16 protein-coding genes and 1 pseudogene are annotated in these 20,794 nt (G+C 72.3%); 11 read left to right on the plus strand and 6 right to left on the minus strand.

The genetic code is table 11. From position 1 onward, the window contains the following. From AB0B40_RS05955 to glgB, 4 genes are all read left to right on the plus strand, one after another. On the plus strand, positions 1-403 hold a 403-nt coding region (locus AB0B40_RS05955), incomplete at its 5' end, for a DUF3459 domain-containing protein (protein ID WP_362263154.1). Then, positions 400-2,118 carry a maltose alpha-D-glucosyltransferase gene (treS, locus tag AB0B40_RS05960; protein ID WP_345048525.1) on the plus strand — a complete coding sequence of 573 codons (1,719 nt, stop codon included), beginning with the start codon at positions 400-402 and terminating at the stop codon, positions 2,116-2,118. The genes AB0B40_RS05955 and treS, both read left to right, overlap by 4 nt. 109 nt (positions 2,119-2,227) lie before the next feature. Next, the gene (locus AB0B40_RS05965) at positions 2,228-3,652 is read left to right on the plus strand and encodes a maltokinase (protein WP_345048527.1); all 1,425 of its coding nucleotides are present in this window, start codon (positions 2,228-2,230) and stop codon (positions 3,650-3,652) included. A 191-nt stretch (positions 3,653-3,843) separates the two neighbouring features. Then, positions 3,844-6,069 carry a 1,4-alpha-glucan branching enzyme gene (gene glgB, locus AB0B40_RS05970; RefSeq protein ID WP_362263405.1) on the plus strand — a complete coding sequence of 742 codons (2,226 nt, stop codon included), beginning with the start codon at positions 3,844-3,846 and terminating at the stop codon, positions 6,067-6,069. A gap of 72 nt (positions 6,070-6,141) precedes the next feature. Here glgB and AB0B40_RS05975 read toward each other — a convergent pair whose 3' ends face one another. The 3 genes from AB0B40_RS05975 to AB0B40_RS05985 all read right to left on the minus strand — a co-directional run bounded on the left by AB0B40_RS05975 (position 6,142) and on the right by AB0B40_RS05985 (position 10,101). Continuing rightward, the gene (locus tag AB0B40_RS05975) at positions 6,142-8,376 is read right to left on the minus strand and encodes an ATP-dependent DNA helicase (RefSeq protein ID WP_345048563.1); all 2,235 of its coding nucleotides are present in this window, start codon (positions 8,374-8,376) and stop codon (positions 6,142-6,144) included. Positions 8,377-8,570: 194 nt separating this feature from the next. Continuing rightward, positions 8,571-9,335 (minus strand): DUF2127 domain-containing protein, encoded by a 765-nt coding sequence (locus tag AB0B40_RS05980; protein ID WP_345048528.1) that lies wholly within the window; start codon positions 9,333-9,335, stop codon positions 8,571-8,573. Positions 9,336-9,492: 157 nt separating this feature from the next. Continuing rightward, positions 9,493-10,101, minus strand: coding sequence for a TetR/AcrR family transcriptional regulator (locus AB0B40_RS05985; protein ID WP_362263159.1), 609 nt, complete (start codon positions 10,099-10,101; stop codon positions 9,493-9,495). A 167-nt stretch (positions 10,102-10,268) separates the two neighbouring features. Here AB0B40_RS05985 and AB0B40_RS05990 point away from each other — a divergent pair, with 167 nt between their 5' ends. Both AB0B40_RS05990 and AB0B40_RS05995 read left to right on the plus strand, forming a co-directional pair. Next, positions 10,269-10,703, plus strand: a complete 435-nt coding sequence (locus tag AB0B40_RS05990) for a nuclear transport factor 2 family protein (protein ID WP_362263162.1) — start codon at positions 10,269-10,271, stop codon at positions 10,701-10,703. Then, positions 10,700-11,548, plus strand: coding sequence for an NmrA family NAD(P)-binding protein (locus AB0B40_RS05995; RefSeq protein WP_345048532.1), 849 nt, complete (start codon positions 10,700-10,702; stop codon positions 11,546-11,548). The genes AB0B40_RS05990 and AB0B40_RS05995 overlap by 4 nt, the downstream gene beginning before the upstream one ends. 358 nt (positions 11,549-11,906) lie before the next feature. Here AB0B40_RS05995 and AB0B40_RS06000 read toward each other — a convergent pair whose 3' ends face one another. Next, on the minus strand, positions 11,907-13,580 hold the full coding sequence (locus AB0B40_RS06000) for an MFS transporter (protein ID WP_345048534.1): 1,674 nt from the start codon (positions 13,578-13,580) through the stop codon (positions 11,907-11,909). 240 nt (positions 13,581-13,820) lie between these two features. Between AB0B40_RS06000 and AB0B40_RS06005 the strand changes: the two genes are divergently transcribed. Further along, complete coding sequence (locus tag AB0B40_RS06005) at positions 13,821-14,435, plus strand: TetR/AcrR family transcriptional regulator (protein ID WP_345048535.1); 615 nt, start codon at positions 13,821-13,823, stop codon at positions 14,433-14,435. A 304-nt stretch (positions 14,436-14,739) separates the two neighbouring features. On the opposite strand, the gene AB0B40_RS06010 is transcribed toward AB0B40_RS06005, so the two are convergent. Then, positions 14,740-16,125 carry a cation:dicarboxylase symporter family transporter gene (locus tag AB0B40_RS06010; protein ID WP_345048536.1) on the minus strand — a complete coding sequence of 462 codons (1,386 nt, stop codon included), beginning with the start codon at positions 16,123-16,125 and terminating at the stop codon, positions 14,740-14,742. 154 nt (positions 16,126-16,279) lie between these two features. Here AB0B40_RS06010 and AB0B40_RS06015 point away from each other — a divergent pair, with 154 nt between their 5' ends. The 4 genes and pseudogenes from AB0B40_RS06015 (at position 16,280) to AB0B40_RS06030 (ending at position 19,703) form a co-directional block, all read left to right on the plus strand. After that, positions 16,280-18,031, plus strand: coding sequence for a sensor histidine kinase (locus AB0B40_RS06015; protein WP_362263167.1), 1,752 nt, complete (start codon positions 16,280-16,282; stop codon positions 18,029-18,031). Then, entirely contained in the window at positions 18,028-18,720 is a 693-nt protein-coding gene (locus tag AB0B40_RS06020) for a response regulator (RefSeq protein ID WP_345048539.1), read from the plus strand. Before AB0B40_RS06015 ends, AB0B40_RS06020 begins: the two co-directional genes overlap by 4 nt. A 49-nt stretch (positions 18,721-18,769) precedes the next feature. Beyond that, positions 18,770-18,859: pseudogene (locus AB0B40_RS06025) on the plus strand (carbohydrate ABC transporter permease); the annotation flags it as partial. Between the two features lie 139 nt (positions 18,860-18,998). Beyond that, entirely contained in the window at positions 18,999-19,703 is a 705-nt protein-coding gene (locus AB0B40_RS06030) for an XRE family transcriptional regulator (protein ID WP_345048541.1), read from the plus strand. Positions 19,704-19,755: 52 nt separating this feature from the next. On the opposite strand, the gene AB0B40_RS06035 is transcribed toward AB0B40_RS06030, so the two are convergent. Further along, positions 19,756-20,781, minus strand: coding sequence for an ATP-dependent 6-phosphofructokinase (locus tag AB0B40_RS06035; RefSeq protein WP_345048542.1), 1,026 nt, complete (start codon positions 20,779-20,781; stop codon positions 19,756-19,758). Positions 20,782-20,794: the final 13 nt, after the last annotated feature.

A 20,794-nucleotide genomic window follows, 5' to 3' on the forward strand; every position in this document is an offset into this window, starting at 1 on the left:
GGAAGCCGCCGAACGCGAGGGCCGCACCATCGCCCCGCTCATCACCAGGCTCAACGCCGTCCGCAGGGACAGCCCGGCCCTGCGGCAGCTGCGGAACCTGCACTTCCATCACGTCGACAAGGACGCGGTGATCGCCTACTCGAAGCGGAGCGGATCGAACACGGTTCTGGTGGTCGCCAACCTCGACCCCCACGACACCCAGGAGGCGACGGTCTCGTTGGACATGCCGCAACTCGGCCTGGACTGGCACGAGTCCGTGCCGGTGCGCGACGAGCTCACCGGCGAGACCTACCACTGGGGCAGGGCCAACTATGTGCGCCTCGAACCGGGTCATAGGCCCGCGCATGTCTTCACCGTCCTGCGACCGTCCAACCCGCAGATCGGAGGGTCACCCGCCATATGATCGTCAACGAGCCCGTCCCGGACACCTTCGAGGACACTCCCGCCAAGGACCGGCATCCGGATTGGTTCAAGCGCGCCGTCTTCTACGAGGTACTGGTCCGCTCCTTCCAGGACAGCAACGGCGACGGCGTCGGCGACCTGAAGGGCCTGACCGCCAAGCTCGACTATCTGCAGTGGCTCGGCGTGGACTGCCTGTGGCTGCCGCCGTTCTTCAAGTCGCCCCTGCGAGACGGCGGTTACGACGTCTCCGACTACACCGCCGTGCTTCCGGAGTTCGGTGACCTCGCCGACTTCGTGGAGTTCGTGGACGCCGCCCACCAGCGCGGCATGCGCGTGATCATCGACTTCGTCATGAACCACACCAGCGACCAGCACCCGTGGTTCCAGGAGTCGAGGCGCGACCCGGACGGTCCGTACGGGGACTACTACGTCTGGGCCGACGACGACAAGCAGTACCAGGACGCCCGGATCATCTTCGTCGACACCGAGGTCTCCAACTGGACGTACGACCCGGTACGCAAGCAGTACTACTGGCACCGCTTCTTCTCGCACCAGCCGGACCTGAACTACGAGAACCCGGCGGTGCAGGAGGAGATGATCTCCGCGCTGAAGTTCTGGCTGGATCTCGGCATCGACGGGTTCCGGCTGGACGCGGTGCCGTACCTGTACCAGCAGGAGGGCACCAACTGCGAGAACCTGCCGGCGACCCACGAGTTCCTGCGGCGGGTGCGCAAGGAGATCGACGCCCAGTACCCCGACAAGGTGCTCCTCGCCGAGGCGAACCAGTGGCCCGAGGACGTCGTCGACTACTTCGGCGACTTCCGGTCCGGCGGCGACGAGTGCCACATGGCCTTCCACTTCCCCGTCATGCCGCGCATTTTCATGGCCGTACGGCGGGAGTCCCGCTACCCGGTCTCCGAGATCCTCGCCAAGACCCCCGCGATCCCGTCCGGCTGCCAGTGGGGCATCTTCCTGCGCAACCACGACGAGCTGACCCTCGAAATGGTCACCGACGAGGAACGCGACTACATGTGGGCCGAGTACGCCAAGGACCCGCGGATGCGCGCCAACATCGGCATCCGCCGGCGTCTGGCGACCCTGCTCGACAACGACCGCAACCAGATCGAGCTGTTCACCGCCCTGCTGCTGTCGCTGCCCGGCTCGCCGATCCTCTACTACGGCGACGAGATCGGCATGGGCGACAACATCTGGCTCGGCGACCGCGACGCCGTACGCACGCCCATGCAGTGGACACCCGACCGCAACGCGGGTTTCTCGTCCTGCGACCCGGGACGGCTGTTCCTGCCCACCATCATGGACCCGGTCTACGGCTACCAGGTCACCAACGTGGAAGCCTCCATGTCCTCCCCGTCCAGTCTGCTGCACTGGACCCGGCGCATGATCGAGATCCGGAAGCAGAACCCCGCTTTCGGACTGGGCTCCTACACCGAGCTGCCGTCGTCGAACCCGGCGGTGCTCGCCTTCCTGCGCGAGGCCCCGTTGTCGGAGGAGGGAGGGGACGACCTCGTGCTGTGCGTCCACAACTTCTCCCGCTTCGCCCAGCCCACGGAACTGGACCTGAGCCGGTTCGGCGGACGGCATCCCGTGGAGCTGTTCGGCGGGGTCCGGTTCCCGGCGATCGGTGAACTGCCGTACCTGCTCACCCTCGCGGGCCACGGCTTCTACTGGTTCCGGCTGCGCCAGGACGCCGTGTAGGCACGGCGACGGTCCGGCCCGGGTGGGGCGGTGCGGCGTTTCCACCGCCCCACCCGGGGCACGCATCAGTAACACCCCGACGACCTCCGGGGAAAGGACGTGACGCCCCATGGCGGAAACGGTCACCCCCTTCGGCACCACCGGTTCCCTCCTCGCCTCGCTCGACCCCTTGCTGCGCACGTGGCTGCCCCGGCAGCGCTGGTTCGCGGGCAAGGGGCGCCCGGTCACCGGGTTCACCCCGGTGGCCGTCACCGAACTGCTGCCCTCCCCCGGCCTCCCGGCCTCGTCCGAGCAGGGAGGTGCCCCTATCGGCCGGCTGGGTCTGTACCACCTGATCCTGCGCGTCCACCAGCCCCCCGCGCCGGGCGCCCCGCCGCACCCGGGGGACTGCTACCAGCTCCTCATAGGCGTGCGCGAGGCGCTGCCGCCCCGGCTGGCGCCCGCGCTGATCGGCCATGTGACCGAGGGCCCGCTCGCCGGACGCACGGTGTACGAGGCCCTGTACGACCCCCGGCCGGCCGATGTGCTCCTGGAGGCCCTGCGCACCCGCGCCCGGGTCGGAGTGCTGCGCTTCGAGCGGGAGCCGGGGCAGGAGATACGGGCGGGCCTCGTACCCCGGCTGATGACCGCCGAGCAGTCCAACTCGTCGGTCGTCTATGGAGATACGTTCATCCTCAAGCTGTTGCGCCGGGTCGTGCCCGGTGTCAACCCCGACCTGGAGATACCCCTCGCCCTGGCGGGGGAGGGCTGTCCGCGGGTGCCCGCACCCACCGGCTGGCTGCGCGCCGAGCCGGGCGGGGAGCCGTATGTGCTCGCCGTGCTCCAGCCCTACGTCAGCGGGGCGAGCGACGGCTGGGAGCTGGCGCTGCGCGAGCTGGCCAAGGGCGAGGACTTCGCCGCCGAGGCCCGGGCGCTTGGCCGGGCCACCGCCGAGGTGCACACCGCCCTGGCCCGGGCCCTGCCGTCGGTCACCCTCGGCCACGCCCAGCTGGAGCTGCTGGTCGACGGCATGACCGAGCGGCTGGCGGCGGCCGTGCAGGCGGTGCCGGCGCTGCGGCCGTACGAGCACGGGCTGCGCTCGGCCTACACGGCGCTGGCCTCGCTCGCCGCCGAGGGCCGCACCTGGACCGCCCAGCGCGTCCACGGTGATCTGCATCTGGGGCAGTGCCTGCGCTCGCCGTCCGGGGACTGGTCGCTGATCGACTTCGAGGGGGAGCCGGCCCGGCCGCTCGCCGAACGGCGCATGCCGCAGCCGCCGGTGCGGGACGTGGCGGGGATGCTCCGCTCCTTCGACTACGCCGCCTACTCGGCGAACCCGCCCGCCCCGGAATGGGCGCACGCCTGCCGTGCCGCCTACTGCTCCGGGTACGCGGAGGCGTCCGGGCGTGACCCGCGCACCGACCCGGTGCTGCTGCGGGCCTACGAGACCGACAAAGCGGTCTACGAGGTCGTCTACGAAGCCCGGCACCGCCCGGACTGGCTGCCCGTACCGCTGTCGGCGATCCGTCGCCTCGCCGCGCCCGACCCGACCTGACCGATCCTCGCCCGGGAGACTCACCCGTGACGTCCAAGAAGCCAGCCGCCAGGAACAAGTCAGGCAAGACGAAACCCGAGAAGAAGACGAGGGAGACAAGGGAGTCAAGGGAGACGAAGGAGACGAAGGAGACGACGGAAGCACAGGAGACGAGGGAGCCGACGGAGACGCGGGAGACGCGGGAGGCGCGGGTGCCCCCGCAGTCGGCGCCGCCCGAACGGGAGGTCGCCGTCGCCCCCGCCGTGCACGCCGCCGACCGCGAGCGGCTGCTGCACGGCACCCACCACGATCCGCACTCCGTCCTCGGCGCGCACCCGGTGCCCGGCGGGGTCGCCTTCCGGGCCTTCCGCCCGCGCGCCGAAGCGGTCACGGTGGTCTCCGCCGACGTGCGGGCGGAACTGCACGACGACGGCGACGGCTTCTTCTCCGGGCTGCTCCCGCTGACCGGGATCCCCGCCTACCGCCTGCTCGTGACCTACGACGGCACGGCCCACGAGACCGAGGACGCCTATCGCTTCCTGCCCACCCTCGGCGACCTGGACCTGCATCTGATCGGCGAGGGGCGGCACGAGGAGCTGTGGCGGGCGCTCGGTGCGCACGTCACCACCCGGCAGGGCGTGACCGGCACCCGGTTCGCGGTGTGGGCGCCGAACGCGCGGGGCGTGCGGGTCACGGGCGGGTTCAACTTCTGGGACGGCACCGGCTTCCCGATGCGTTCGCTCGGCGCCACCGGGGTCTGGGAGCTGTTCGTGCCCGGGATCGGCGAGGGCGAGCTGTACAAGTTCGAGATCACCCGCCCGGACGGTTCGCGCACCCTGCGCGCCGACCCGCTGGCCCGCCGTACCGAGGTCCCGCCCGCCACCTCCTCGATCGTGCACGTCTCCCGGCACGAGTGGGGGGACGCGGAATGGCTGGCCCGGCGCGGTGACACTCCGGTGCACGCGGCCCCCTTCTCGGTCTACGAGGTGCACCTGCCGTCCTGGCGGCCGGGCCTGACCTACCGCCAGCTGGCCGAGCAACTCCCGGCGTATGTCAGCGAGATGGGTTTCACGCACGTGGAGCTGATGCCGGTCGCCGAGCATCCCTTCGGCGGCTCGTGGGGCTACCAGGTCACCGGCTTCTACGCCCCGACGGCCCGACTCGGCACCCCGGACGACTTCAAGTACCTGGTGGACCGGCTGCACCAGGCCGGCATCGGGGTGCTGATGGACTGGGTGCCGGCCCACTTCCCGCGCGACGCGTGGGCGCTCGCGGAGTTCGACGGGCGCCCCCTGTACGAGCACCACGACCCGCTGCGGGCCGCCCACCCCGACTGGGGCACGCTGGAGTTCGACTTCGGCCGGCGCGAGGTGCGCAACTTCCTGGTGGCGAACGCCGTGTACTGGTGCGAGGAGTTCCACATCGACGGGCTGCGCGTGGACGCCGTCGCCTCGATGCTCTACCTGGACTACTCGCGCGAGCCGGGTCAGTGGACGCCGAACGAGCACGGCGGCCGGGAGAACCTGGACGCGGTGGCGTTCCTGCAGGAGATGAACGCCACCGTGTACCGGCGCTGCCCGGGGGTGGTGACCATCGCCGAGGAGTCGACGGCCTGGGACGGCGTGACCCGCCCCACCCACCTCAGGGGGCCGAGCGGCTTCGGCGGGCTCGGCTTCGGCCTGAAGTGGAACATGGGCTGGATGCACGACTCGCTCCAGTACATGAGCCACGATCCCGTGCACCGCAGGTACCACCACGGTGAGATGACGTTCTCGATGGTGTACGCCTACAGCGAGAACTACGTCCTGCCCATCTCCCACGACGAGGTGGTCCACGGCAAGCGGTCCCTGGTGTCGAAGATGCCGGGCGACTGGTGGCAGCAGCGCGCGAACCACCGCGCCTACCTGGGCTTCATGTGGGCCCATCCCGGCAAGCAGCTCTTGTTCATGGGACAGGAGTTCGCGCAGGGCGCCGAGTGGTCCGAGGCCCACGGCCCCGACTGGTGGCTGCTGGATCCGGCGTACGGCGCCGAGGCGGACCACCGGGGCGTGCGGGACCTCGTACGGGACCTCAACGCGCTGTACGGCGCGACCCCTGCCCTGTGGCAGCTGGACACCGACCCGGCGGGCTTCGAGTGGATCACCGGGGACGCGGCGGACGACAACGTCTTCGCGTTCCTGCGCCGTGACGCCGACGGCACCCCGCTGCTCGCGGTCTCCCACCTGGCACCGGTGGTCCGCCACGACTACCGGATCGGGGTACCGGAGGAGGTACCGGCCTGGGCGGAGGTGCTGAACACGGACGCGGCGCGGTACGGCGGCGGTGACGTGGGCCATCCCGAGCCGGTCAAACCGGAGCCGCAGGGGGCGCACGGCCGCCCGGCGAGCATCCGGCTGACACTGCCGCCCCTGGCGACGGTGTGGCTGCGGCCGGCCTGAGGAAGGGGGCTCCGGGCCGTCGCCCGGAGCCCCGGAGCCCCCTTCATCCGCACCGCTGGGAACGGGCCCGGGTCACACCGGGGAGGCGGCGAGCCCCGTCGGCAGCCGCCCCGTGTACAGCACCCCGAGCCGCTGGGTGGCGCGGGTCAGGGCCACGTACAGGTCGCTCGTGCCGTAGGCGCCCGGCTCGACCACCAGGACGGAGTCGAACTCGAGGCCCTTGGCCTGGCGGGGGTCGAGCAGCACGACCGTCCGGGTCAGGTCCGGCTCGCCGCCCGCGGTGACGCCGTCCAGGCGCGCGGCCAGGGAGCGGTGCAGTGCGCGCGGGGCGATCACCGCAAGGCGGCCCTCGGCCGGGGTGAGTTCGGCGACCGCCTTGGCCACCGCGCCGGGCAGGTCGTCGGGCGCCTGCCGCACCCACGGGCGAACGCCGGTGGAGCGGACGGAACGCGGCGGTTCGAAGTCCGGCTTACCGGCGCGGACCACGGCTGCCGCCAGGTCCATGATCTCGGCCGGGGTCCGGTAGTTGACGCCCAGGCGGGTGTGCTCCCAGCGGTCCTCGACATAGGGGGCGAGGATGTCCGCCCAGGAGCCGACACCGGCCGCCTCCGCCGTCTGGGCGGGATCGCCGACCAGGGTCATCGAGCGGGTCGGGCTGCGCCGCATCAGCAGCCGCCAGGCCATCGGCGACAGCTCCTGCGCCTCGTCCACGATGATGTGCCCGAACGCCCAGGTGCGGTCGGCGGCGGCCCGCTCGGCGGCGCTGCGGTGGTCCGCCTCCTCCTGCCGCTCGGCGAACCGCTCGGCGTCGATGATGTCGTGCGCCGACAGGACCTCGGAGGCGTCCGGGTCGTCGTCCTCCTTGTCCTCGAACTCGTAGGTCCGGGAGGCGTAGGAGACGTCGAGGACGCCCTGCGCGTACGCGATCTGGGTCTCGCGCTCGCGCTCCGCGCGGGCCCGCGCCAGCCGTTCGTCCTCGCCGAGGAGTTCGGCCGCCTCGTCCAGCAGCGGTACGTCGGCGACGGTCCAGGCACGGGTCACCGGGCGGCGGATCGCGTCGGCGTCCGCGGCGGGGAGGTAGCCGTCCGGCTCGGCGAGGAAGTCGGCGAGCAGCCGCTGCGGGGTGATGCGGGGCCACAGCTGGTCGACGGCGTCCCAGACCTCGGGGTTCTCGGCGAGTTCGTCCCGGATCTGGGTGATGTCGGCCGGGTCGAGCAGGCTGCTGCCGTCGTAGGGGTCGGTGCCCACGCGCTCGGCGTACAGCTCGGTGAGCGTGTTGAGGATGTGCCCCTCGAAGTACTCGCGGGCCGCGTTGTGCGGCAGCCCGGCCGCGCGGGTGCGTTCCCGGGCGACGCCGACCAGGCCGTCGTCCAGCATCAGCACCTCGCGGTCGTGCTCGATCGCGATGACCGGGTCGGGCAGGGCCTGGCGGTCGCGTACGGCGGCGGCGAGGGCGTCGGCCATCTCGGCGCGGCCCTTGACGGCGGCGGCCTCGGGGGTGTCGGCCGCGGTGGCCTTCACGCCCGGGAACAGTTCACCGACGGTGGCCAGCAGCACCCCGGTCTCGCCGAGGGAGGGCAGCACCTCGCCGATGTAGCCGAGGAAGGCGGGGTTGGGGCCGACGATGAGGACCGCCCGGCGGGCCAGCAGCTCCCGGTACTCGTACAGCAGGTAGGCCGCGCGGTGCAGGGCGACCGCGGTCTTGCCGGTGCCCGGTCCGCCCTCCACGACCAGCACACCGCGGTGGGGCGCCCGGATGATCTCGTCCTGCTCGGCCTGGATGGTCTGCACGATGTCGCTCATCCGGCCGGTGCGCGCCGAGTTCAGCGCGGCCAGCAGGACGGCGTCGGCGTCGTGGTCCTCGTGGCCGGTGCGGGTGGCGTCGCCGATGTCCAGGATCTCGTCGTGCAGCGAGGTGACGGTCCGGCCCTCGGTGGTGATGTGCCGGCGGCGGCGCAGTCCCATCGGGGTGTGGCCGGTGGCCAGGTAGAAGGGGCGGGCGACGTCGGCCCGCCAGTCGATGAGGACCGGGGTGAGCGCGGCGTCGTCCTCGCGCAGCCCGATCCGGCCGATGTGGTGCTTCGTGCCGTCGGCGAGGTCGATCCGGCCGAAGCACAGCGAGCCGTCCACGGCGTTCAGCGCGGCGAGCAGCCCCGAGCGCTCGGCGACCAGGATGTCCCGCTCCAGCCGGGCCTGCATGGGCTTGTCGCCCTGGGCGAGCGCGTCCCGGACCGAGCCCTCGGCCGCACCGCGCAGCACGTCCACGCGCGCGTACAGTCCGTCGATGAATTCCTGTTCCTGACGCAATTCATCGTCCGGAAATTCGGTGTTTGACAATTCCGCTCCCGCCCGGATATACTCTGCTCAGTGACGTTCTCCGCGACCATGAAAAATGAAGTCGCGAACCACTGAATATACGCACAGAAATCCCCCGAGCGCAATTGCCGGGGGATTTTTCGTGTGCGATGCCGGAGCCGGCCGGGAAGCCGGCGGCGACCGCCCTAGACGGCCATCCCCGCCGACTCCTCCACCTCCAGCAGTGAGGCGCTGTGCCGTTCCTCCTCGAACTTCCGGCGCCCGCCGCGCAGCCCGAACAGCCGCTTCGTCAGGGCGATGTACAGGACGGCGAGGATGTTGAGGACCAGCGTGGCGATCTTCAGCCAGCTGACGTGCTCGGTGAGTTCGTAGATCTCCAGCGGGAGGAAGGCGGCCGTCGCGACCACCGTCAGATACTCCGCCCAGCGTTTGGCGTACCAGAGGCCGACCGCCTCGACGAGCTCGATCAGCGCGTACGCGAGCAGCAGCGCGGCCACCAGCAGGAGGGTGGAGTGCCGGTAGCCGAACGCCTTCTGGACGGAGCCGACGACCGGCGAGTGGTCGAGGTCGTAGTGGAAGTGCCGGAACACCGGACGGAAGACGTCCAGGTACTCGTCGAACAGGCGGCGCACGGCGTCCTGGCTGTTGCTGAACTTCCACACCGCGACCGCGACCAGCACGATGAACACCCCGCGCACGGCCCGCTCGACGGCCAGGAAGCGCAGGACGAACAGGTCCCGCAGCACCTTGCCGCGCGGTACCAGCGGGGCGTTCGAGGCCGGTCCCGAGCCGTGCGGCTCGCCGAGCACGAAGTCGCCGCAGCGCAGGCACCGCCAGACGTCGCCCAGCGCGGTCCGGGCGTGCAGCCGCGTCCGCAGCCGGGGATCGTCGGGCGCGTAGGTCACATGACCCTTGCGCGCGCAGGTCCGCCGGTCCCAGTCGATCTTCATCCCCCGTGCCTCCGTGTGTGTGCCGACGCCTGTACTGACGCCGCGGGCGAACGTACCGTTCCGGCCGGTCCGGTCCCTTCCGGTCCCGTCCGGTCCGGTCCGGCACGTTACTGCGTCGGGCCGGCACGTCGCCGCGTCGGGCCGACCGCGCTCGGCGTCATCCGTCACCGGCGGTGCCCGGCGGCGCGCCGGCACCGAGCACCCGGGCGGTGAAGTCCGCCAGCTGGGCCCGCATCTCCTCACGGGTCCGGCCCTTCCCCGCGGCCAGGTACTCGACCAGGTCGGCCCGGGTGGCGGCGAGCAGCGCGTGGGCGGCGAAATCGCTGCCGTCCAGGCCCGGGACGCACGCCAGCAGCGCACGGAGCAGGGCGTGCCAGCGCTCGTAGTGCTCCGCGTCGTAGGGGCTGTCGGCACCGGTCCGCTCCAGGGCCAGCGCCAGGTGGCGGTTGTCGAGCTTGAAGCACAGGACGGCGTCGAGCAGGGCGGGCACCCGCAGCAGCGGCGGGGTGGCGGGCCCCAGCGGCGGCGGGCCTTCCTCGACCGCCTTCGTCAGCGGCTCCAGGCGTGCCTCGTACAGTGCGCGGATCAGTCCGGTGCGATCACCGAAGGCGCGGAACAGGGTCGCCTTGCCCACGCCGGCCGCCGTCGCGATGTCGGCCATGGTGACGCCGTCGGGGCTCGGGCACTCGGCGAAGAGCGCGTCGGCGGCGGCGAAGACGGCCGCCCGGTTGCGCATGGCGTCCTTGCGCGGTCTGCGCTCGGCCACGTGGTTCCTCCCTGACGCTGCTTGCGATCACTGGCGACCGCTGGCGATTACCCGCGATCACCTGCGATCCCCTGCGATCATCTGCCGTCGCTTGCGATGCGGACCGGCGGTCCGTATCGTCATTCAAAGCGGACCGCTGGTCCGTATCGTACGGGACGGAGGACCCCATGACCACGCCCACGGGCACCTCACCGGAACAGCTCTACCGTCACAGCCTGCGCCTGCTCCTGGAGAAGGACATTCCCGCCTGGATCGCCCTGTGGGCCGAAGACGGTGTCATGGAGTTCCCCTTCGCGCCCCCCGGCTGGCCGGACCGCCTGGAGGGCCGCGAGGCCATCGCCGCCTACATGCGCCCCTATCCCGACCACATCGACCTGCGCGACTTCCCCGACCTGCGGATCCACCGCACCACGGACCCGGAGACCCTCGTGGTCGAGATGCGCGGCGTGGGCCGGGTGACCGGGACGGGCGCCCCCTTCGACATGACCTACATCGCCGTCGTCTCGGTCCGGGACGGACGTTTCGTCTCCTACCGGGACTACTGGAACCCCCTCGCCGTGCAGGCGCCCGGCCTGGACTTCGCCGGGAGCGGTGCCCGGTGACCGGCACCGGCACCACCCTCGTCACCGGGGCCACCGGTACCACCGGCAGCCGGACCACCGCCGCGCTGACCGCCGCCGGCCACCGGGTCAGGGCCGCGAGCCGCGGGGCCACCCCGCTCCCGGGTGCGGAACCGGTCCGCTTCGACTGGTACGACCCCGCCGGCCACGGCGCCGCCCTCGCCGGAGCCGAGCGCCTCTACCTCGTGCCGCCGGTGGGTGACCCGGACCCGGCCGCGGTCATGCTGCCCTTCCTCCGCCGGGCGCGGGCGGCGGGCGTCCGCCGCGTCGTGCTCCTCGGCTCCTCGGCCATCCCGGAGGGCGGCCCCGGGGTGGGCGCGGTCCACCGGGCCCTGCCCGGACTGTTCGACGAGTGGGCGGTCCTGCGGCCCTCGTGGTTCATGCAGAACTTCACCGGCACACACGCCCACGCCCGCAGCATCCGCGACGAGGGCGCCATCCTGACCGCCACGGACACCGGCCGGATCGGATTCGTCGACGCCGAGGACATCGCCGCCGTCGCCGCCCGCGCCCTGACCGACGACCGCGTGCCGGACACCGACCTCGTCCTGACCGGTCCGGAGACGCTCAGCCACGACGACGTCGCCACCGTCGTCACCCAGGTCACCGGCCGCCCCGTGACCCACCGCCGGCTGACGTACGAGCAGCTGCGCGACCGGCTGGCCGCCTCGGTCCCGCTGGAGTTCGCGGTCATGCTGGCCGGCATGGACCGGGCCATCGCCCGGGGCGCCGAGGACCGCACCACCGACACCGTCCAGCGCCTCACCGGCCGCCCTCCCCACAGCTTCCGGACGGTGGCCGAACGGGAGCTGACCGGAAGCCGGTGAGGCGCCGCGGCTTGAGCCCCCGCCGTCCGGTGAGTCGCAGCGGCTTGAGCCCCGCCGGCCGGTGAGGCACGGGGTTCGAGCCCGCCGACCGGCAAGGCTCGGACCTTGAGCCCGCCGACCGTGAGGCGCTGGAGTTGCGTCCGCCGGCGGGCAAGGTACTCCACGTGAGCCCGCCCACCGGCAAGGCGCTCCACGTGAGCCCCACGGCGGGCGGCGGGGGCGGCCGGGCGCGGTGCGTCTCGCCAGGGCTGCGGGAGACGCGGGCGCCGCTCGGGAGCACGTGCGCCCGGGCCGCGGTCCGTGCCGGGTTCGGTGACCCGGGGCGGACCGCGGCCCGGTGGGCCTGGCGGAACAGGCGTCAGCCGGCCGCGGTGTCCACCAGTTCCTTCTCCCCGGACTCCGGCTCCGGCGCCGCGGACTCGTGGCGCGGCAGCAGGACGGCCACCAGGACCGTGCCGATGCCGAGGATCACCGCGCCGACCAGGCTGGTGTGGGCCACCGCGTCGGAGAAGGCGGAGCCGACCGCGTCGGCCATCTGCCGGGCACCGCCGGCGAGTTCGGCGGCCTGCTGCTTGAGCTGCGCGGCCTGCTGCGGGTCACCCGCCTGCTGGGCCCGCGCGGCGGCCTGGTGCGCCTTCTCCCCGATGCCCTGCGCGACGGCGTACCCGGCGCCGACCGAGTCCTGCGCGGTGTCCAGGGCGCTCGCCGGGAGCTTGCTGCCCGCTGTGGCGTCGGTGAGGTGGTCGCCGTAGGAGGTGGCGAGCAGCGAGCCCAGGATGGCGATGCCGAGGGAGCCGCCCAGCTCCAGCGAGGTGTCGTTGACGGCGCCGCCGACGCCCAGCTCGGACTCCGGGAACGCGCCCATGATGGCGTCGGTGCAGGGCGAGAGGGCGAGGCCGATGGCGAGGCCCAGGATGATCAGCGGTGCCAGGAAGTCGCCGTAGGTGGAGCCCGCGTCCACCCGCGTCAGCAGTGCGAGGGCGGTCGTGCCGCCGACCATGCCCGCACTGACGGTCCACTTCATCCCGACGCGCGGGGTGAGCCAGCCGGTCAGGGCCGAGCCGACGAAGACGGCACCGGCCAGCGGCAGCATGCGCACACCGGTCTGCAGGGCGTCGTAGCCGAGGACGAACTGCAGGTGCTGGGTGAGGTAGTAGAAGGCGCCGAAGACGGCGAGGAAGAACAGGGCGACGGCGAGGTTGGAGCCCGCGAACCGGCGATCGGCGAAGCGGCGCACGTCCAGGATGGGGCGCGGGTGGCGCAGCTCCCACAGGACGAAGGCGACCAGGCCGACACCCGCGGTCACGGCCGCCCCGACGGCCTTGGCGCCCCAGCCGAAGTGCGGACCCTCGATGATCATGTAGATGAGCGCGCCGGTCCAGATCACCGAGAGCGCTCCGCCGACGTAGTCGATGCGGTCGTGGTGGCCGGCCTTGGAGGGCGGCACGAGGACCAGGGCGGCGACGACGGCGACGGCCGCGATGGGCACGTTGATCAGGAAGGTGGAGGACCAGCCGTGGTCGCGCAGCAGCGCGCCGGCGACCACCGGGCCGGCGGCGATGGCGAGGCCGGCGGTCGCCGTCCACAGCACGATGGCCTTGGCCCGCTCGGCGCGCGGGAAGGTCGCGGCGAGCAGCGAGAGCGTGGCCGGCATGATCAGCGCCGCGCCGACACCCATCACGGCGCGGGCCGCGATGACGGTCGCCGCGCTGTCGGCGAGGTACCCGAAGACGGCGCCCGCGCCGAAGACGAGGAGCCCGAGCACGAGCGCCCCGCGCCGGCTGTACTTGTCGCCGATCGCGCCGAGCAGCAGCATCAGCGCCGCGTAGGGGACGGTGTAGCCGTCGATCACCCACTGGAGGTCGGCGCTGGAGAGGCCGAGGTCCTTCGTCATGTCGGGCGCCGCCACCGTGAGGGCGGTGTTGGCCATCACGATGATCAGCAGGCTGAGGCAGAGCACCAGCAGCGCCCACCAGCGCCGGGCGTAGGGGCGCTCCATCCTCTCGACCGGTTCGGTCATGACGAGTCGCATGGCAGGGATCGCCTTCCTCGGGGTACGCGACGGATTGCACAGTGGCGTGTAATTGCACAGCCATGTGCAATGTACGGCGTTGCACAGTAGTGTGCAACTCGGGCCGTCGCAGGCCGGTCGCACGCAGGTCGTACGCAGGTCGCATGCCGATCGCATGCCGGTCGCCCGCCGCGCCCGGGGGAAGGTCCGGGGCGAGCTGAGGTTCCGGACAGGGCCCGGCCAGGGCTCCGGGGAGGCAGAATGACCGCCATGACCACGGGCAACACCAGCCGCGCCGACGCCAACCGGCGCCGCATCCTCGACGTCGCCCTCGCCGAGCTGCTGCGCGATCCCGACGCCTCCATGGACCAGATCGCGCGCGCCGCGGGGGTCGTACGACGGACGGTCTACGGCCACTTCCCCAGCCGGGAAGCGCTGATCAGCACCCTGGTGGACGGGGCCGTGGAGGCGCTGGCGGACGCGGACTCGCGCGCCCGCCACGGCGTGACCGATCCGGCGGAGGCGGTGGCCCGCTCGGTGCTCGCCCTGTGGCCGGTCGCCGACCGCTACCGGCTGTTGATCGCCCTGGCCCAGCGCACGGTCACCGTGCAGGGCATCCGCGAGCGCCTGGCACCCCTGCGCGACAGCAAGGTCAGCCTGCTGCAGCGCGGCCTGGACGAGGGCGCCTTCAGTTCCCCGCTGCCCGCGCCGGCCCTCGCGTACGTGCACGAGCAGATGCTCTTCGCGGTGATGGAGGCGGTGAACGACGGCCTCGTGGCAGCCGAGGAGGCGGGCCGCTCCGCCACGGTCGCCGTCCTGACCGCGGCGGGCGTACCCGCCTCGCGGGCCACCGAGCTGGTGGCCGAGGTGCCGTAGCGCGGTCCGCCGACGGCAGAGAGCAAGCCGGGCGGCCGGGTCACGGGGGAGACTCGGCCGCCCGGCGGCGGTACCGGACGCCCGGCCCCGGTTCAGGAGGGGCCGGACGTCCGGAGACGAAGGGCGGTCAGCGCCCCTTCGCGGGCGCGGGGCCGCGGTGCCGTGCGGCTCCGCCGGCGTGGCCGCGGTCCCGCCACGAGGAACGGGGTCGGCCGCGGCACGACGGGGACAATCCCGCGGGCGCAGTCCCCGCGGGCGCAGTCCCCGCGGGCGCAGTCCCCGCGGGCGCAGTCCCCGCGGGCGCCTAGGCCTTGACCAGGCCGTCCTCGGCCTCGGGGGCCGCGGGGGCCTCGTCCACCGTGGACCGGCTCTCGTCCGGCGCCGTCGTCTCGTCGAACGGCAGCTCACCCGCCAGCACCCGCCGTACCCGCACCTTGTCGATCTCCTTGGTCCACGTGCCCACGAGCACGGTCGCGACCGCGTTGCCCGCGAAGTTCGTCAGCGCACGCGCCTCGCTCATGAACCGGTCGATGCCGACGATCAGCCCGACCCCGTCCACCAGCGCCGGCTTGTGCGACTGGAGCCCGCCGGCCAGGGTGGCGAGCCCCGCCCCGCTGACCCCGGCCGCGCCCTTGGACGCCAGCAGCAGGAACAGCAGCAGCGGGATCTGCTCGCCGATCGACATCGGCGTACCCAGCGCGTCCGCGATGTACAGCGACGCCATGGTCATGTAGATCATCGTGCCGTCGAGGTTGAAGGAGTAGCCGGTCGGCACGGTGATGCCGACGACCGGCCGGCTGACGCCCAGGTGCTCCATCTTCGCGATCAGCCGCGGCAGGGCCGACTCCGAGGACGAGGTGGACAGGATCAGCAGGAACTCGCGGGCGAGGTACTTGAACAAGGAGAAGACGTTCAGCCCCGCGACGATCCGCAGCAGCGACCCGAGCACGACGAAGACGAACAGGAAGCAGGTGAGGTAGAAGCCGAGCATCAGAACCGCAAGGCTCTTGAGCGCGTCCACGCCCGCGGAGCCGACCACGGCGGCGATCGCGCCGAAGGCACCGATCGGCGCGGCCCACATCACCATGGACAGGATGCGGAAGACGAGCCGCTGGATGTGCTCGACACCGCGCAGCACCGGCTGCCCGGCCGGGCCCATGGCCTGGAGCGCGAACCCGGCGAGCAGCGCCACCAGCAGCGTCTGGAGCACCTGGCCCTGGGTGAACGCGGACACGAACGTGGTCGGGATGATCGACAGCACGAAGTCGACGGGCGGCAGCGCGTCGCTCTCGACCTGGGCGTGCCCGCTCTGCTTGAGCGCGTCGGTCAGGTGCAGCCCGTCCCCGGGGTGCAGCACGTTGCCGACGACGAGGCCGATGGCGAGTGCGACGAGCGACATCACCAGGAAGTATCCGAGGGCGATACCGCCGACGGCCCCCACCTTGGCGGCCTTCCGCACGGAACCGATACCGAGCACGATGGTGCAGAAGATGATCGGCGAGATCATCATCTTGATCAGGTTCACGAACCCGGTGCCCAGCGGCTTCAGCTCCACCGCGGCATCGGGCCAGATCAGCCCCACGGCGATGCCGAGCGCGACCGCCGCGATGACGGCGATGTACAGATAATGGGTCCGGTCCCGCTTCACACGGGGTGCGGCAGGTGCCGTATCGGGAGTGCTGGCGGCCACGACTGCCCTCCTTGACGTCTTCGTCGGCGAACAACCGGCGTGCGGCTCACGTCCGGGCGTTGTTGGGGAATGCCGTGACTATCTCCCGCCCTGTGAGGGCGGTCACCCTTCCGTTCATTTAGTTCACGATTGACCGCAGAGGCACACTGCTGACATGCGCCTCCCCACCCTCCCGCGACCACGCAGCCTCGCCGGCCAGCTGTTCGCCGTGCAGGCCGTGCTGATCGCGCTCGTCGTGGCCGGGTACGCGCTGTTCACCTACGTCGGCGACCAGCGGCAGGCCGAGGACGCCGCCGCCCGGCAGGCGACGGCGGTGGCCCGCTCGGTCGCCGACTCCCCCTCGGTCCGCGCGGCGATCCGCACCACGGATCCCACGGCCCGGCTGGAGCCGTACGCCCTCCGGGTCACCCGGGACGCGAACGTCGACTTCGTCACGATCATGAACCCGTCCGGCATCCGCTGGACCCACCCCGACCGGAAGCAGATCGGCAAACGCTTCCTCGGCAACATCGGTGCCGCCCAGCACGGCCGCACCCTCACCGAGACCTACACCGGCACCCTCGGCCCGTCCGTCCGCGCGGTGACCCCCGTCACGGACAGCGGCCGGATCGTCGGGCTGGTGAGCGCGGGCATCAAGGTGGAGACGATCAGCGCCCGGGTCCAGGACCAGGTCGCCGCGCTGCTCGGGGTGGCGGGCGGCACGCTGCTGCTGGGCGCGGTCGGCACCTATGTGATCAACGCCCGCCTTCGCCGCCACACCCACGGGATGAACGCCACCGAGCTGAGCCGGATGCACGACTACCACCAGGCCGCGCTGCACGCGGTCCGGGAAGGGCTGCTGATGCTGGACGGCCGCTACCGGGTGGCCCTGATCAACGACGGCGGCCGGGAACTGCTCGGCGTGGGCCCGGAGGAGGAGGTGGTGGGCCGCTCGGTGGCCGGTCTCGGCCTGCCCGCCCCGCTGACCGGCGCCCTGCTGTCCTCCCGGCCCCGGGTGGACGAGGTGCACCTGACGGCGTCCAGGGTGCTGGTGGTGAACACGTCCCCCGTCTCGGGCGGCGAGCAGCGGGGAACGGTCGTCACCCTCCGCGATGTCACCGAACTCCAGTCCCTGATGGGCGAGTTGGACACCGAGCGCGGCTTCACCCAGGCGCTGCGCTCGCAGGCGCACGAGGCGGCCAACCGCCTCCACACCGTCGTCTCGCTGATCGAGCTGGGCCGGGCCGGGGAGGCGGTGGAGTTCGCCACGGCCGAACTGGAGCTGGCGCAGGCCCTGACCGACCAGGTGGTGGCGGCGGTGAGCGAACCGGTGCTGGCCGCACTGCTGCTGGGCAAGACCGCCCAGGCGAACGAGCGGGGCGTGGAACTGGTGGTCTCAGCGGACAGCCGCCTGGACGACGGCCTGCTCCCGCCCGGACTGCCGGCGCGGGACCTGGTCACGATCCTCGGCAACCTGATCGACAACGCGGTGGACGCGGCGCAGGGGACGGCGGGGGCGCGGGTGACCGTGACGGCGTGCGCCTCGCCCGCCGAACTGGTACTGCGGGTCTGCGACACCGGCCCCGGTGTCGACCCCGCCCACGCCGACCTGGTATTCCAACGGGGGTTCTCCACGAAGCCCGCCGGCCCAGGCGGCCGGGGACTCGGACTGGCCCTGGTCCGGCAGGCGGCGACCCGCCACGGGGGCACGCTGACGGTGGCGGAGTCGGGCGAGGACGGCGAGGGCGGAGCGGTGTTCGAGGTGCGGTTGCCATTGCGCGTGCCGACGGCGGGCGGCGGGGAGACCGGTGCCCCGCCCCCGAAGGACGGCACGTCCCCGGTCGGCGGCACAGCGCCAGGCGGTGGCACATCCCCAGGCGGGGGCACCGCGGTGGAAGGCAGCACGTCCCCGGGTGGCGGCAGATGACGGACGACCAGCAGCCCATCCGTGTTCTCGTCGTCGAGGACGACCCGGTAGCCGCCGACGCGCACGTGATGTACGTCGGCCGGGTGCCCGGGTTCGTCGCGGTCGGGAAGGCGCACACGGGCGCGGAGGCACGGCGCGTCCTGGACCGTACGGCGGTGGACCTGCTGTTGCTGGACCTGCACCTGCCGGACGTGCACGGGCTGCAGCTGGCCCGTTCGCTGCGGGCGGCCGGGTATCACGCGGACGTGATAGCGGTGACCTCGGCGCGGGATCTGGCGGTGGTGCGGGAGGGCGTCTCCCTCGGGGTCGTCCAGTACGTCCTGAAGCCGTTCACGTTCTCGACGCTCCGGGACCGGCTGGTCCGCTACGCCGAGTTCCACGCGGCGGTGGGCGAGGCGAGCGGGCAGGACGACGTGGACAGGGCGCTGGCGGTGCTGCGCGCACCCTCGCCCGCGGCCCTCCCGAAGGGGCTGAGCGGGCCGACACTGGAGCGGGTGACGGGGACGCTGCGGGAGGCGGCGCAGGGGCTCACGGCGGCCGGGGTGGCCGAGGCCGTCGGGATCTCGCGGATCACCGCCCGGCGGTACCTGGAGCACCTGGTGGAGTCGGGGCGGGCCGCGCGGAAGCCGGTGTACGGGCAGGTGGGGCGGCCGGAGCTGGTGTACCGGTGGGTGTTCCAGGGGCGGTGAGCGTCCCGGCACGGCTTCTTCGGCCCGGCACGGCTTCTCCGGCGTCGCGGTCTGTTCGGTGCCGGTGATTCTTTTGTATGTTCTGGTGGCACGGCGGCCGGGCGGCGGGTTCACCCGGGGCGGCGCGGTGAACGGGTGACACGAGACACTCGCAGGTCACGGCCGTTGACACCGAGTGCCAGTTCACTGGGCGTGATCAACCCGTACGTTCCTACGATCCGTGATCTCGGCGGAACCGACCGTAGTCACCGCTCCCGCGCACCCCTACTTTGTGCCGGGTGCGCCACTCAGCCCAACCGAACCCCCCGGCTCCCCCGTTCAACGCCCCGGCCGCCCGCAGGCTCCGCGCCGCGCTGGGCATGGGACCCGAGCACGTCGCCTACGGGATGCGTGCCTCGTACGGGATGCCGTATGTCACCCCTGATCTCGTGATCGCCTGGGAGCGCGGCGCGGTCACGCCGAGCAATCCCGAACTCACCGCGCTCGCGGGCGTGTTGTGGTGTTCACCGGGCGAACTCATCGGCCGGCCGAGGACGCTGCGCGAACACCGCATCGCCCGGGCCGTCGCGCCCGAGGACGTCGCCCATGCCGTCGGCATGGACCTGGGCGCGTATCTGCGGGCGGAGGAGAGCGGGCAGTGGCGGGGCAACGAGCGCCAGTCGGCCGCGCTCGCGCAGGTCCTGGACCTCGCCATGCCCGACTTCGTCGCCGTCACCGGCCGCGAGGCGAAGCTCGCCGACCTGCTGCACAGCGCGGTGACCACTCGCTGGCAGGCCTATGTGCGGCCGGTGATGAGGCTCGCCCCCCTGGACAAGGGCGTCGTGGAACACGTACTGCAGGAGCTGCACCAGGACTACCAGGGGCACATGGCCGCCACCCTCAGCTGGGGCGGCGGCAGCCGGAGCGCGAGCGAGTCGGGGCAGCAGTTCCTGGACGGGATCGTCGAGAACTTCTGGACGGCCGTCGAGGACCGGCCCGGCTGACCGCCGACGGGCCGGCGTCGCGAGGGCAGGGCCCGTCCGGGAGCCGCTCGGCTCAGAAGACCGACTCGGCCTCGTCCATCCGGTCCTTGGGCACGGTCTTCAGCTCGGTGACCGCCTCCGCGAGCGGCACCATCACGATGTCGGTGCCGCGCAGCGCGGTCATCCGGCCGAACTCGCCGCGGTGCGCGGCCTCGACGGCGTGCCAGCCGAAACGGGTGGCGAGGACGCGGTCGTAGGGGGTGGGTACGCCACCGCGCTGGACGTGGCCGAGGATGACCGGCTTGGCCTCCTTGCCGAGGCGCCGCTCCAGCTCGTAGGCCAGCGCGGTGCCGATGCCCTGGAAGCGCTCGTGGCCGTACTGGTCGATGTCGCCCTTGCCGTAGTCCATGGAGCCCTCGGCGGGGTGGGCGCCCTCGGCGACGCAGATGACGGCGAACTTCTTGCCGCGGGAGAAGCGCTCCTCGACCATCTTGACCAGGTCGGCGGGGTCGAAGGGACGCTCGGGCAGGCAGATGCCGTGCGCGCCGGCGGCCATGCCGGACTCCAGGGCGATCCAGCCGGCGTGCCGGCCCATGACCTCCACGACCATCACGCGCTGGTGGGACTCGGCGGTGGTCTTCAGGCGGTCCATCGCCTCGGTCGCGACGCCGACGGCGGTGTCGAAGCCGAAGGTGCGGTCCGTGGAGGAGATGTCGTTGTCGATGGTCTTGGGGACGCCGACGACCGGGAGGCCGGCGTCGGAGAGCATGCGGGCCGCGGTCAGCGTGCCCTCGCCGCCGATCGGGATCAGCGCGTCGATGCCGAACTCCTCGACCATGTCGGCGGCGCCCTCGCAGGCCTCGCGCAGCCGGTCACGCTCCAGCCGGGAGGAGCCGAGGATGGTGCCGCCGCGAGCCAGGATGCCGCTGACCGCGTCCAGGTCGAGGCCGCGGTAGTGGCGGTCCAGCAGACCCCGGTAACCGTCCTCGAAGCCGATGACCTCGTCGCCGTACTGCGCCACCGCCCGGTGCACGACCGACCGGATCACGGCGTTCAGGCCGGGGCAGTCGCCGCCTGCGGTGAGAACTCCGATGCGCATCGTGCTGTGTCTC

This window comes from Streptomyces sp. NPDC042638 (assembly GCF_040647235.1).
Lineage (GTDB): Bacteria > Actinomycetota > Actinomycetes > Streptomycetales > Streptomycetaceae > Streptomyces > Streptomyces rameus.

Bases quoted from the DNA above. Each gene is read 5' to 3' on its own strand.
- AB0B40_RS06005 (WP_345048535.1), top strand. From the start codon at position 13,821: ATGACCGCCATGACCACGGGCAACACCAGCCGCGCCGACGCCAACCGG.
- treS (WP_345048525.1), top strand. From the start codon at position 400: ATGATCGTCAACGAGCCCGTCCCGGACACCTTCGAGGACACTCCCGCC.
- AB0B40_RS06000 (WP_345048534.1), bottom strand. From the start codon at position 13,580: ATGCGACTCGTCATGACCGAACCGGTCGAGAGGATGGAGCGCCCCTAC.
- AB0B40_RS05965 (WP_345048527.1), top strand. From the start codon at position 2,228: ATGGCGGAAACGGTCACCCCCTTCGGCACCACCGGTTCCCTCCTCGCC.
- AB0B40_RS05990 (WP_362263162.1), top strand. From the start codon at position 10,269: ATGACCACGCCCACGGGCACCTCACCGGAACAGCTCTACCGTCACAGC.
- AB0B40_RS06020 (WP_345048539.1), top strand. From the start codon at position 18,028: ATGACGGACGACCAGCAGCCCATCCGTGTTCTCGTCGTCGAGGACGAC.
- AB0B40_RS06035 (WP_345048542.1), bottom strand. From the start codon at position 20,781: ATGCGCATCGGAGTTCTCACCGCAGGCGGCGACTGCCCCGGCCTGAAC.
- AB0B40_RS06015 (WP_362263167.1), top strand. From the start codon at position 16,280: ATGCGCCTCCCCACCCTCCCGCGACCACGCAGCCTCGCCGGCCAGCTG.
- AB0B40_RS05980 (WP_345048528.1), bottom strand. From the start codon at position 9,335: ATGAAGATCGACTGGGACCGGCGGACCTGCGCGCGCAAGGGTCATGTG.